Source organism: Ignavibacteriales bacterium, assembly GCA_020635255.1.
In the GTDB taxonomy this organism is placed as follows: domain Bacteria; phylum Bacteroidota; class Ignavibacteria; order Tepidaquicellales; family Tepidaquicellaceae; genus JAEYVS01.
In genome coordinates, this window is record JACKAC010000001.1 from 1,078,641 (window position 1) to 1,091,819 (window position 13,179).

Genomic DNA, 13,179 nt, shown 5'->3' on the forward strand with positions numbered 1-13,179 from the left:
TAAAATTTTAGATCAAATTGCCCGAAAAAATTCTTTCCATTCTGATCTTCGCACCAATCATTCTTTCTCTGCCTATCTTATTATTTAAGAAGGAGAATGAAAAGCTTATAAAGATCTACTCACTGGCAATCTCTCTGCTTACTTTCGTAATTTCACTATTCGTTTATTTTGCATTCGATCCGAACACGGCAGATTACCAGTTCGTAGAAAAATTCACGTGGATAAGCTATATCAATACACAGTACTACCTCGGAATGGACGGGATATCACTCCTGCTTGTTGTGCTGACCACTTTTATGATGCCTTTGTGTATAATAGCTTCATGGAAAGTGATCAAGATACGTTTGAAAACATATTTCCTCCTTCTTCTGATGATGGAGGGAGCGCTGATAGGTGTGTTCTTATCTCTCGACCTGGTTTTGTTTTATGTTTTCTGGGAATTCATACTTATTCCGATGTACTTCCTTATCGGTATATGGGGATCGGAAAACAGGGTTTACGCGACGGTTAAGTTTTTCCTTTATACGATGTTTGGCAGTGTGCTTCTATTAATAGGTGTGATCTGGCTGGCATATTCAGCCTTGCCAATGGTAGGGAAGTTCACAACAGATCTAACGATACTGACCCAGGTTGCTCCTGCGCTGGATATAAAATTACAGGTGTACCTGTTCATTCTTTTCACATTAAGCTTTCTTATAAAAGTACCATTATTTCCATTTCATACCTGGCTTCCTGATGCTCACGTACAGGCACCGACGGCAGGCAGTGTTATACTGGCTGCGCTGTTACTTAAGATGGGTACTTACGGGCTTTTGCGATTTTCGTTGCCGTTATTTCCTGGAGCATTTATAAAACTTACGCCATACATAACGACATTAGCAGTTATCGGTATAATATACGGCGCGTTGCTTTCCATTGTGCAAAAGGACATGAAGAAGCTTGTCGCATACTCTTCGGTGAGCCACCTTGGATTTATCGTGCTGGGTATCTTTGCGCTGACACAGCAGGCTGTGCAGGGCAGTGTTATTCAAATGGTAAACCACGGTCTCTCGACAGGAGCGTTATTCCTTATCGTCGGAATGATATATGAGAGGAGACATACTAAGGAGATCGCAAAGTTCGGCGGTCTGATGAAAGTGATGCCGATTTTTTCCGTGATATTTTTGATCGTGATATTTTCTTCGATAGGTTTACCCGGTCTCAATGGGTTCATAGGTGAGTTCCTTGTATTGATAGGCGCATTTAATTCGGTTAACCTGGGCACGAGCTATTATGTAATATTCAGTACAACCGCAGTAATACTATCAGCTGTCTATCTGCTATGGCTATACCAGAGAGTGATGCTTGGTCCGGTGGATAAAGATGAGAACAGGGACTTAAAAGATATTAATAAAAACGAACTGCTCAGCATAATTCCAATATTGATATTCATAGTATGGATCGGTGTCCAGCCCAATACATTTCTAAAGATCACCGAGAGCAGTGTCAAGAAAGTAGTAGAGAATTTCCAGGATTACAGGGCAAGTTTCCTGGGTACGCAGGAAAATGAGCAGTCGAAGTGATCTGTTTTTCGGCAATCAAAAAGACATGGGTAGGCGGAGATGTTCCTGGATATTATATTAGCAGTACCATTCATTTTACTTTTGCTATCCATTGCGCTGCTACCGTTTTTTCTTTCCCACTGGTGGCATAGAAATTATCCAAAAGTAGTAGTAGTCTTATCGGCAATAATCCTTTTCTATTATTTTGTTGTCGAATCGGAGCCGTCGGAGGTTCTGGATACACTCCATGAGTATCTGAGCTTCATCTCGCTTTTATTTAGTTTGTTCGTTATTTCCGGCGGGATATTTATTAATCTAAAGGGAAAGTCTACACCGCTAAAAAATATCGGTTTGCTATTTACGGGGGCGGTTATTTCGAATCTATTCGGTACGACCGGTGCTGCGATGCTTCTTATCAGGTCGTTCATAAGTTTTAATAAATACAGGATAAAGCCTTTTCATATTATATTCTTTATTTTCATTGTTTGTAATGTGGGAGGATCGCTGACACCGATCGGCGACCCGCCGTTGTTCCTCGGGTTTTTGCGGGGAGTTCCGTTCTTCTGGGTTTCACAGCATTTAATGATAGTATGGATAACGACCATTGCATACCTACTGCTTTTGTTTTACATATTCGATCTTTATTACTATAAAAAAATACCGGTCGAATCCGTTGAGGATATAGAAAAAGAGGAAGGTGAGTTTAAATTTGAGGGGTGGTATAATGTATTATTCCTTTTTGGTATAATTATTGCGGTTTTTATCGAGGAACCTATATTTATGCGGGAATTAATTATGCTGGGTTTAGCGTTTTTATCATATAAGATAACCCCAAATAAGATATATCAAAGAAACAATTTTACGTTTGAGCCGATAAAAGAAGTAGCGATATTATTCTTTGGAATATTTGTAACGATGATACCCGCTCTTTCGCTTTTGAGTAAAAATGCTGAGAATCTGGGATTGACGAAACCGGGCGATTTTTACTGGGCAACAGGGCTTTTGACGAGTTTTCTGGATAATGCGCCAACATATTTGAATTTTCTTACGGTTTCGATGGGATTATTCGACATGGATGTGACGCAAAACGGCGATGTACTTGCTTTTACACAGATTTATCCGGTGTTTTTGGTGGCAATTTCGATCTCGGCAGTGTTCTTTGGTGCTATGACGTATATAGGTAACGGACCAAATTTTATGGTAAAATCGATTGCTGACTACAGTAAAGTGGAAATGCCGACATTTTTGGAGTATATTTATAAGTATTCATTGCCTATTCTACTTCCATTTTATTTTATATTATGGTATTTTTTATTTAGTTAATTTTGTTTGGAATGTGTGTGGAACTAAAAAGTGTTAATTTTGTAATAATTCTAAAAAAGTAATATGAAAAAGAACCGAATTTTAATTCCTGTAGTAACTCTGGTGCTGATATTAGGTGTAGTAATCGGCATGAAGATCCAGAACGCGGTTTCCGATGACAGGGTTTCCGAGCAGGTAAGAAAATATAACGAAGTACTTCAAACAACGAATAAGTTTTATGTCGATGATATAGATTCGCAGAAGCTGACCGAAGCGGCAATAAAAGGAATGCTCGAAGAGCTGGATCCGCACTCGGTTTACATAACTGCGGATCAGTTAAAAAGAGTGAATGAGGATTTCCAGGGTAGTTTTGAGGGAATTGGTGTGGAATTCGATGTTATAAACGATACACTAACGGTAGTCTCGCCTATAAGCGGGGGCCCTTCGGAAAAGCTCGGGATACTAGCCGGTGATAAGATCGTGAAGATCGACGGTGAGAGCGCGATAAAAATTTCGAGAGAGGACGTTCCTAAGAAATTACGCGGACCGGCAGGCACGAAAGTGAATGTGACGATAATGAGAGCAGGTTCATCTAACCCGCTTGAATTTGAAATTACCAGAGATAAAATTCCATTGTATAGTGTGGATGCATCATTTATGTATGATGATGAAATTGGTTATGTAAAGGTGTCAAGGTTTGCAGCAACTACTTATGACGAATTTGTGCAAGCGCTGGATAAGCTCGAAAAGCAGGGAATGAAAAAGCTGGTACTCGACCTTAGAGGAAACCCGGGCGGTTACCTGGATCAGGCATTCAAGATGGCATCACTTTTTATCGAGAGAGACAGAAAGATCGTTTATACGAAAAGCCGTATAAAAGCATTCGAAGAAGAGTATAAATCGAACGGTGGTAAATACAGCGACGTTCCTCTCATTCTCCTTGTGAACGGCGGTTCGGCATCAGCGAGTGAGATCGTTTCAGGTGCTATCCAGGATTGGGACAGGGGACTTATTGTCGGTGAGACTACGTTTGGAAAAGGTCTGGTACAGAGACAATACGACTTATCAGACGGATCTGCTTTTAGGATAACAACAGCAAGATATTATACTCCGGCTGGAAGGCTTATACAGAAGCCTTATGACGGCGCTGAATACAGAAAACTTCTGGTAGAAGATATAGAAGGTGATAACATAGAGCACTCCCACGACAGCGATCTGGATACGACACGTCCGGTATTTAAAACATTCGGGGGAAGGACAGTTTACGGCGGAGGCGGAATTACTCCAGATTACGTAGTGAAGCTCGATACGCTAACCCCATATACGGTTCAACTCAGAAGACTAAACGTGCTGTATCAGTATGTAGAAAACTTCATGAGAGGTCAGAGAAAAAGTATAGAATCCCAGTATTCAAGTTACAGAAAGTTCAGAGATGATTTTGATGTTACGGATTCAATGCTGGATAATTTGAAAGATATGGCTTCGGATAAAGGTGTAACGTATAACAGCTCTGAGTTTTCAAAAGATGAACCATACATTAAGGCATATATCAAATCACAGATCGCCAGAGATATCTGGGGTGATGAAGGAAGCTATGCGGTATTTGTAATGTCAGATGACCAGTTCCTGAAAGCTGTAACATTATTCGACGATGCCATCAGGCTGGCAAATTTGAATAAATAATTTTAAAAAAGTTTTATTATTATAAAGGATTATCAAATTAAAACTCCAGCATTGATATTAGATTATCAATCGGGACTTTATCCAGGTGAGAAAACTATTATTAATAATTCCATTTTGTTTACTGATCAATAATGGGTACTCGCAGGAAAAGGTCATGGAGGTTGGTGAGGAGCTCAAATACAAAGTATATTTCGGCTTTATTCCTCTAGGTGAAGTGACTTTTAAGGTTAATACAACCTATGCTGAGAACGGCAAGAATCACTATACCGCTAAAGCCCAGATCAAGAGCCTCGAAGATATTCCTTTCGTCAATGTAAATTACATTTTCGAATCCGTAATGGTCTTGGATGAGGTGGATAAGGAAAAGAAGATCTATTCCGACAAATTCACCTCATCTGAATTTAAAGAGAAAACCATCACTGCCACACAATACGATTTTAACTACAAAGAAAAGTATATAAAGGTCCAGATGGATAAGGACGGAATGGAAGTTCAGGACTTCAGGAAGGTTCCAATAGATTCCAATACTTATTTCCAGGACGGATTATCACTTTTCTATGATGCGAGGATCCACTCATTTGCCAATAAGAATTTTAACGTTCCTGTTTTTATAAATGAGCAGATATCATCGGTAAAATATTCATTTAATATTAACCAGGACGTCACATCCACCGGAAACATCGATTATGATGTATCGGTCATTAAAGTTGCCGGTGTAGCCGATTTTGTGGGTGTTTTTGGGCTTACAGGGGAATTTGTGGGCTGGCTGTCAAATGATGACCTGAGAATCCCTATAAAAGCCAATTTTAACGTACAAATAGGCAGTATTTCTCTGGAATTATACTCCTATAAGCGAAAAGGTTGGAACCCACCGAAGTTTGAGAAGTAAAATAGGTAATAAATAATTGCTTTGAATAATTTCCGTTTATTATCTAAATTACAGCCATAAATCAACCTAAAGCATGACTAAATTAACTGCAAACCTATCAGCAACGCTGCTTATCCTATTATTGTCCGTTGGAGCCACTTTTTCTCAGGATGCACAGGAAATAATAAAGAAGACGCAGGAAACATACAGCGGTTTAGATAACGCAAAAGCTACTTTTTCTCAAACTACTAAATACAGTTCAGGAAAGTCTGAAAATTCATCAGGTACTTTATATGTAAAAGGTGATGATATGTACAGGATAGAAACCAGCGGAAGAGTTGTAGTAACCGATGGCAAAACATCATGGTCATATTCTCCTAAGAAGAAACAGGTTGTAATAGACAATTATAAGGATGATAAATACACTTTTTCACCTAATAAATTCCTTTTTGATTATCCGAAAGAGTTCTATTCAGACCTCGAAGGTGAAGCAAATCTGAAGGGATTTGACTGTTTCGTGCTTAAACTTACCCCAAGGAACAAAGGAACGGTAAAATCTGCAAAAATATGGATAGATAAGAATGATTACATTATCAGGAAGATCACTATTAGTGATAGTAACGGATCGACAACATATACATTGAATAAAATAACATTTAATCCCGGTATCAGCTCATCAAAGTTTACGTTTGAGACTCCAAACGGAGTGGACGTTATCGATCTCAGGTAATGGATCGTTTACAATTTTATAAAAGTTTGTATGATCAGGAGTTTGAAAAATTAAAAGAATTTCAAAACTCATTAAATATTCCACTTGCAATTATTGTGGTTATAGCTACGGGAATATATAGCATTCTAACTACTTTTCATTATGATAATTTTAATTGTAATTCTATAATTTTTCTTGTATTGTGTTCAATATCTATTTTATTCTTAATTTGGTGTATGTATTATTTTTTAAGAATATTTGCATTTTCACTAAAAGAAGATTCGAAGTATAGGTATATTGAGTTTACTGATAATTTGGAGAACAATTATAAAGATCTAAGACAGTATTATATGGCAATGAGTCCTCCTAATCCTCAACAAGCTTTAATAGATTATGAGAATTCATTATTGGAAAATCTTGCTCTGACCTGCGGTGCGAATGCTAGATTTAATATTAGAAAAGCGGCCTTATTGCAAAGAGGAAAGGAACTTTTAAGTCTATCTTTAGTTTTTATTATTGGTGCTTTTATACCTTATTTTATTAACTTTTTTTACCATATAAAGGGATAAATTATGAAAACAGTTGGAAAGCCACCAGCATTTAATTTTACAAAAAGTTTCTCTGATGTAGATTTACCAAAAATTTTACCAACAGCTAACAGTTTGAATACGGAAATCAAAAAGATTTTAGGTGAAAATAAATCAGGATTAAAAATTAATAAATTGCAAGAAATAATTCAGAATATTTTAAGATCGTATGATGTTACCGGATTCGCGGTTTACAGTGAGATAAGGGATATGATAGCCGAAGGGTCATTAGAAATTGATAATGATGAATTGAATAATGACTCTATAATAAGATTAATTTAAGTAGATATTACATTATAAACTGATTTTTAAAAAGTTAAGTGCTAAATTGGTGCTTAACTTTTTTTGTTTATATATACGGTGGCTATAATTGTCAGATAAGACTAAAAACATACTTAAGTTCGTAATCTTTTCGGTAGTGATCGTCTTGCTGATGTACCTGGCATTTAAAGACGTAAATTTCAATGAACTCCTCACCCAGCTTAAAGAAGCAAACTACTTCATCGCATTAGCGGCGGCGCTGATAGGTGTTGTGATCGGCGGTATTATCAGGGCTTACCGGTGGAAATTTTTCCTTGAACCAATAAAAAAGGACATCCACTTCCGAAATCTCTTTTCATCCATGATGATCGGCTACATGATGAACAGCATTGTACCGAAATCGGGAGAAGTGTCCCGCCCGGTAGTATTCGCAAAGCAGGAGGATGTATCACGCGCGGCTTCATTCGGAACAATAATTGCGGAGCGCATTTTTGACATGCTTTCTTTATTTGTGTCGTTCGGTTTCTGTCTGTTTTATTTTAAAGACAGCATCTTCGACGCGTTTGGGAATGACTTCGAGCAGTATGCGCTGTACGGTTCAATAATTGTGATGGTTGTTGTTATCGTCATTATCCTGATGATAATGAATCTCGAAAAGACGGAATATCTGATAGAGAAATACCTGGTACGCTTTTTGCCACAGAAGATACAGGCAAAGGTGAAGGACATCCTAGTATCCATGATAAACGGCTTTCTATTTATAAAATATCCTAAGAACTACCTTATCATATTTGTTCTTTCGGTTTTATTGTGGACGAGTTATGTGCTATCTACGTATGTAATGTTTTTCGCTTTCGGTATAGATCTGAATTTCCTCGATGCAAACCTGGTGCTTACGATAATAACGTTTACGCTTGTTCTCCCGTTGCCTGGAAACTCTGCCGGTGCATTCCATGTGGTTTGTACGACGGTACTGGTGAGTATATATCATCTTAATAAGGAAGTTTCGCTGAGCTATGCAACGGTTAGTCATTTACTCAATTTTGTTCTGCTGGTTGCTATAGGGTTTTACTATTCCATCAAGGAAAATATCAAGATCAACCTCAAGTACGACAAGGTTGAGACAACATAACCTAACTATAATATATATCTAATTCTTATATGGGAAGATTTGTCCTTTACTTAAAGGGTGTTGCAATGGGGATCGCGGATCTGATCCCGGGTGTTTCGGGCGGTACGATCGCTTTTATAACGGGGATTTACGAGAGGCTGATATCGGCGCTGAAAAGTGTGGATATGCAGGCAGTAAAGCTGTTATTTACGTTTAAGGTAAAGGCTTTCCTTAAAAAGATAGACGGGGGATTTCTGTTCACTCTAATTGCCGGGATCCTAACATCTATTCTGCTTTTGGCGAAGCTGATGAAGTACCTTCTCGAAAACCAACCTGTTTTACTGTGGGCTTTCTTCTTCGGGCTAATACTCTCATCGATATATATAGTTCTAAAAAAGATCAAGAAGTGGAATGCAATTGGTATATTAATGTTCGTCCTTGGAACTGTGATAGCGTACCTGGTCACATCCACAAAGAGTGTCCATCTTCCGGACGGACCTTTCTTTGTATTTCTGTCCGGGGCTATAGGTATTATTGCCATGATACTCCCGGGTATTTCGGGTTCGTATATACTTCTCATACTTGGTAAGTACTCATACGTCATCGGGCTTGTAACAACTTTAACGGATTACCTCAAGGACTCCGTAAGCGCGGTAGTTCACGGTGATCTTTCATATATAACCGCAAGCTTTCCAGCGTCAGAGGTAGGTATGCTGTTATTATTCCTGTGTGGTACAATATCCGGGCTTGTTGCCTTTTCAAGAGTGCTGAACTGGCTTTTTAAGCATCATCATGATATGGCGGTATTTTCACTGGCGGGATTTATGCTTGGATCGCTGAATATCATCTGGCCATGGAAGAATATTATTGGTACAGAACCCGACCATAAGGGAGTAATGCAGAATATATACGAAAATACGCTTCCGCACGAGTTTAACCAGATGTTTTTTATAATTATAGGACTCATGGTGGCCGGATTTGCGGCTGTTTACCTGATAGATAGGATCTCTGTCCCTCCGGTCGATAAAAAAGACGAAGAACACCCCAAAAGTGAAGTTTAATTTGTCAAATCCCTGCCTAAAAGCAGTTTTTTTATTAATTTTTACGTTTCATAAGTCCCTATAATTTGTTACATTTCTTTTAATATTTTAAGCAAATCCATAAGTAAATCATTGTTTAATGAATGAGTTAAAATTAAAGAGAGGGGCAGATGAGACGAGTGTCTTCGTTGCTCAGGATAACGAATTTCATCTGAAAAAGGGTGCCAGCGACTTTAATACGTGGGTTTTGGAAGGGCATGAGGTAAAGCCTAAGCTTGGCGCTCATACTTACAATACATATCTTTGGGATGGAAAGGAGTTTAAACCCAAAACAGGTGCTAACGGTCTTAATACGTTTGTATTTAACGGCGAGGAGTTAAAGCCAAAGATCGGAAAAACCGCTGATACTACATGGATATTTAAGTCCAAGGAGTGGAAGCCGCTCGAGGGCGCCAGTGGTACAAATACCTGGGTTGTGAAGGGTGATATTCCTGTTCCGTTCGTCGCATTAAAGCTGCTGGGATTGGTTTAAACCAGTTAGTTAGAAAACCGTTTTAGTCATAACCAGACGATAGAGCAAGTAGTCCTAGTCTAATAATTAGGTAAATAATATCTAAACTGAATATCAGGAATAGAGCTGAATTAAAGATCGATGCTATTCGGTCGATTTTGTTGATATTTCCTTCCTTATTTTTATAGCCGGCATTTACTTCCCTTAATATTATCAGAGATATGCCAAACAGAGGTAGGCTAGATACCATTCTTAATGTCGATATAAGCCGCACTATAAAAAATTCATGAAATAGAAATGAAGGTAGAAAGACAATTCCCACGATAAGGATAATGTAATTAAATATTCTGATAGTGCTCATTTGTTACTTCCATTGGTTTCTAGTATCTATACAATTTTTTTAAAAAGAAATGTATAGAGGGTGAATCCCGTGAAAACCAAATAGAGCAAAGAGTTTATACCAGCAATTTTTTTATCCATACCACTGATTATTTCAGAATTATTTTTATTTAGCTGTCGAATCTCAAAAAGAAGAAAAATAGATATTGAAAACAAAGGAACACATACAAACATACTACAAATTCCAAATATGTAAAGCTGATTAAATTCAATAAAATGTAGATATTCAATGTTCACATAAACTGCCAAAAAAAGAATTGCCAGCAAGAACGTGATGTAATTGTATATTCTAATCGCCTTCATAACAATAAATTAGTATTTACAAGTAATATTTACAAATAATTTTAGCCATGACCTAAGAATGTGTGGTTGAATTATTATATAGGGTTTTTTATTGTATTTTAATCATTCTACTCCTATATTTGCCTTAAATAATTAATAATTACGCAATATGCCCGAAACTCTTCTCGAAGTCAATAATCTCAAGAAATACTTTCCCATAAAAAAAGGTTTATTCTCAAAAACGATCGGTTATGTCAAAGCAGTGGATGATATAACCTTTTCCATTAATAAAGGGGAAACACTCGGACTCGTTGGTGAATCGGGATGTGGAAAGACGACCGTAGGCAGAAGCTTATTGAGGCTTATCGAGCCAACGGGTGGGGAAGTTAAGTTTGAGGGGAAAGATGTTACGGCAATGAATTCCCATGAGTTGAAATCTCTTCGTAAAGAGATGCAGATAATATTCCAGGATCCGTATTCATCGCTCAATCCGCGTATAACGGTAGGCGGTATGCTGATGGAGATATTGAAGTTCCATAAGATAGCCGAGGGAGAGGCGGCAGAGAAACGTGTGGAAGAATTGCTCGAGCGTGTCGGGCTTCGTCCTTTCCATGCTAAGAGATACCCGCATGAGTTCTCCGGCGGACAGAGACAGCGTATCGGTATCGCACGCGCTTTATCGGTAGAGCCGAAGTTTATTGTTTGTGACGAGCCGGTTTCGGCGCTCGACGTGTCAATTCAATCACAGATTCTGAATCTTCTGATGGACCTTCAGAGGGAGATGAACCTTACATACCTTTTTATATCACATGACCTTTCCGTTGTAGAGCATATTTCCGATAGGGTTGCAATTATGTATCTTGGTAAGATAGTAGAGTTTGCCAACGTGGAGGACATTTACAAAGATCCAAAACATCCATATACCGAGGCGCTTCTATCGGCAGTGCCCATACCTGATCCGGATAATAAGTCAAAGCGTATAATTCTTACAGGTGATATACCTTCGCCGGCTAATGTCCCGTCCGGGTGTTATTTTCATCCGCGCTGTCCGAAGGCGTTTGCCGATTGTCCAAGGATCGTACCGGAGCTGGAAGGGAAGGGAGAGCATAAGGTCAGATGTCTGCTCTATCCTGAATCATATCCGCACAGCAAGACAGAAGCCGCGTAAACGGAACATCCTTTTACTTTATCCAGTTTAAAAGTAAAAATTCCACCAATGAAAAATTTAATACCTTTTTCGGTTTTTTTTATCCTTTTACTAAGCAGTCTTTCTTATGCTCAATGTGATACAAGTTTTACTGTTAGCATAAAGCCCGGTGCTGAATTCGATTTCTGTATAAAAAAGGACGGAGATATTATCAGCGAAATAAGTTATAAAGTACGTACAGAAGCTAATACATTAACAACTCCTCCTAAAATTGAATTTACCGAAGATGATTATGTACATTATCTGGAATTTGAAGATTATAACTTCGACGGCTACCTCGACATGTATGCTCACGACCCTTGTATGATACTTGGTAACTGTTTTGGTAAAGTATATCTATTCAAAAACGCTGAATTTGTTCACGAGCCTCAACTCGACGATCTCACCACAGTAACTCCGGACCCAAATACCAAAACAATTTTCTCATCGAACCGGAGCGCGGCAGGTGCACTTTTTACTAATGAGACATTCAAGTGGGAGGGCGATAAGCTAATTCTCATAAAGCGAGTCTCACAGGATTATGCTCCCGGTTATGACAGCCAGATGTTTCTATATAAAGTCGAGGAAAGGGATGCTGACGGAAATATGGTTGTCACGAAGCAGGAATATGTACAGGAGCCATATCTAGAATAATAAGGGCTCAATAGAATTATACCTATGAGCCCATAATTGTATTTCACGCGGCTATTTGGGCTTTACTTGTCTGAGAACTAAAGTTCTCTTTCTTTTCTTCAATGCTCTCTCCGAGGCTTAATGGACCCGAACCAAAGTATGACACTATCAGGGCTCCGCCCATTATCGAGATATTCTTCATAAACATCACCATTTGCATTTGTCTTGCCATCGGGTCGCTTATCGTCCAGAAATTATGCATAGTGAATGTAACCGGGATCAGGAATAAAACTACCAGCCATGCTCCTAATTTTGCTTTGTAACCTGTCATTATACTTAAAGCTCCCAGAGCGGCAATTATTCCCGAAAAGGGTACTGCTATATTAGCCAGGGGGACTCCGCTTGCAGCCGCGTATTCGATCGATTGGCTTGAAAAGTGCGACATTAGTGTCATTAAAAATATTAGTGAGAAAAGTATTCTTCCTGTTAACAATGTGAATTTCATTTTTCGTGTTCCTTATTTTAAAGGTCGTTTTAAAAAAAGATGCATTCGGCCGTGCATTGTTTATATATACAAACTTAAGTATATTTAGTATACTTTAGCAACTAGTTACCTAAAGTATACTACTATACTTTAGTATACCATTAAACGTAAATTATGATAAAACAAATAAAATCCTCAAAGGTAAATCCCGATGTAAGTTCGGTAGAATGCAAAAAGCAGTTACTTCCGGTCAGAGATTCGCTGGACATCCTCAACGGGAAATGGAAACTTCCGATAATAATCGCGCTGAGTTTCGGGAGAAAACGGTTTAAGGTTATAGAGAGAGAAGTCAAGGGAATCACTGCAAAAATGCTCTCAAAAGAGCTGAAAGACCTCGAAATGAATAAGCTCGTAAAGCGTACTGTATATGATACAAAGCCTGTTACTGTAGAATATGAGCTTACCGAATACGGAAAGACGCTAGATGATGTAATCGACGCCTTACGGGATTGGGGAGTTAAGCACAGGAATAAAATACTGGGAAAGCCTAAAAAATGATGATTTTTCACCCTGTTTGAAACT

The 13,179-nt window shown here is 38.4% G+C and carries 15 protein-coding genes; 13 read left to right on the forward strand and 2 right to left on the reverse strand.

Annotated features, from left to right (window positions below; all coding sequences use genetic code 11):
• Positions 1-17 precede the first annotated feature (17 nt).
• The 10 genes from H6614_04875 (at position 18) to H6614_04920 (ending at position 9,634) form a co-directional block, all read left to right on the forward strand.
• On the forward strand, positions 18-1,562 hold the full coding sequence (locus H6614_04875) for an NADH-quinone oxidoreductase subunit M (GenBank protein ID MCB9242984.1): 1,545 nt from the start codon (positions 18-20) through the stop codon (positions 1,560-1,562).
• Positions 1,563-1,601: 39 nt separating this feature from the next.
• Positions 1,602-2,864, forward strand: coding sequence for a sodium:proton antiporter (locus tag H6614_04880; protein MCB9242985.1), 1,263 nt, complete (start codon positions 1,602-1,604; stop codon positions 2,862-2,864).
• A gap of 63 nt (positions 2,865-2,927) precedes the next feature.
• A complete protein-coding gene (locus H6614_04885; protein MCB9242986.1) occupies positions 2,928-4,526 on the forward strand; it encodes a S41 family peptidase in 1,599 nt (532 codons plus the stop codon).
• Positions 4,527-4,611: 85 nt separating this feature from the next.
• Positions 4,612-5,415 (forward strand): DUF3108 domain-containing protein, encoded by an 804-nt coding sequence (locus H6614_04890; GenBank protein MCB9242987.1) that lies wholly within the window; start codon positions 4,612-4,614, stop codon positions 5,413-5,415.
• A gap of 73 nt (positions 5,416-5,488) precedes the next feature.
• Positions 5,489-6,124 (forward strand): outer membrane lipoprotein chaperone LolA, encoded by a 636-nt coding sequence (lolA, locus tag H6614_04895; protein MCB9242988.1) that lies wholly within the window; start codon positions 5,489-5,491, stop codon positions 6,122-6,124.
• Positions 6,124-6,672 carry a hypothetical protein gene (locus H6614_04900; GenBank protein MCB9242989.1) on the forward strand — a complete coding sequence of 183 codons (549 nt, stop codon included), beginning with the start codon at positions 6,124-6,126 and terminating at the stop codon, positions 6,670-6,672. Before lolA ends, H6614_04900 begins: the two co-directional genes overlap by 1 nt.
• Positions 6,673-6,675: 3 nt before the next feature.
• Entirely contained in the window at positions 6,676-6,972 is a 297-nt protein-coding gene (locus tag H6614_04905; GenBank protein ID MCB9242990.1) for a hypothetical protein, read from the forward strand.
• Positions 6,973-7,060: 88 nt separating this feature from the next.
• Positions 7,061-8,083 carry a flippase-like domain-containing protein gene (locus tag H6614_04910; GenBank protein ID MCB9242991.1) on the forward strand — a complete coding sequence of 341 codons (1,023 nt, stop codon included), beginning with the start codon at positions 7,061-7,063 and terminating at the stop codon, positions 8,081-8,083.
• A 29-nt stretch (positions 8,084-8,112) separates the two neighbouring features.
• Positions 8,113-9,123, forward strand: a complete 1,011-nt coding sequence (locus H6614_04915; protein ID MCB9242992.1) for a DUF368 domain-containing protein — start codon at positions 8,113-8,115, stop codon at positions 9,121-9,123.
• 118 nt (positions 9,124-9,241) lie between these two features.
• A complete protein-coding gene (locus H6614_04920; GenBank protein MCB9242993.1) occupies positions 9,242-9,634 on the forward strand; it encodes a hypothetical protein in 393 nt (130 codons plus the stop codon).
• 22 nt (positions 9,635-9,656) lie between these two features.
• On the opposite strand, the gene H6614_04925 is transcribed toward H6614_04920, so the two are convergent.
• Complete coding sequence (locus H6614_04925) at positions 9,657-9,974, reverse strand: hypothetical protein (protein ID MCB9242994.1); 318 nt, start codon at positions 9,972-9,974, stop codon at positions 9,657-9,659.
• 489 nt (positions 9,975-10,463) lie between these two features.
• On the opposite strand from H6614_04925, the gene H6614_04930 reads away from it, so the two are divergent.
• Complete coding sequence (locus H6614_04930; GenBank protein ID MCB9242995.1) at positions 10,464-11,462, forward strand: dipeptide ABC transporter ATP-binding protein; 999 nt, start codon at positions 10,464-10,466, stop codon at positions 11,460-11,462.
• Between the two features lie 48 nt (positions 11,463-11,510).
• Positions 11,511-12,134 (forward strand): hypothetical protein, encoded by a 624-nt coding sequence (locus H6614_04935; GenBank protein ID MCB9242996.1) that lies wholly within the window; start codon positions 11,511-11,513, stop codon positions 12,132-12,134.
• 43 nt (positions 12,135-12,177) lie between these two features.
• On the opposite strand, the gene H6614_04940 is transcribed toward H6614_04935, so the two are convergent.
• Positions 12,178-12,618 (reverse strand): DoxX family protein, encoded by a 441-nt coding sequence (locus H6614_04940; GenBank protein ID MCB9242997.1) that lies wholly within the window; start codon positions 12,616-12,618, stop codon positions 12,178-12,180.
• A gap of 153 nt (positions 12,619-12,771) precedes the next feature.
• Between H6614_04940 and H6614_04945 the strand changes: the two genes are divergently transcribed.
• Positions 12,772-13,155, forward strand: coding sequence for a helix-turn-helix transcriptional regulator (locus H6614_04945; protein ID MCB9242998.1), 384 nt, complete (start codon positions 12,772-12,774; stop codon positions 13,153-13,155).
• The last annotated feature ends 24 nt before the right edge of the window (positions 13,156-13,179 follow it).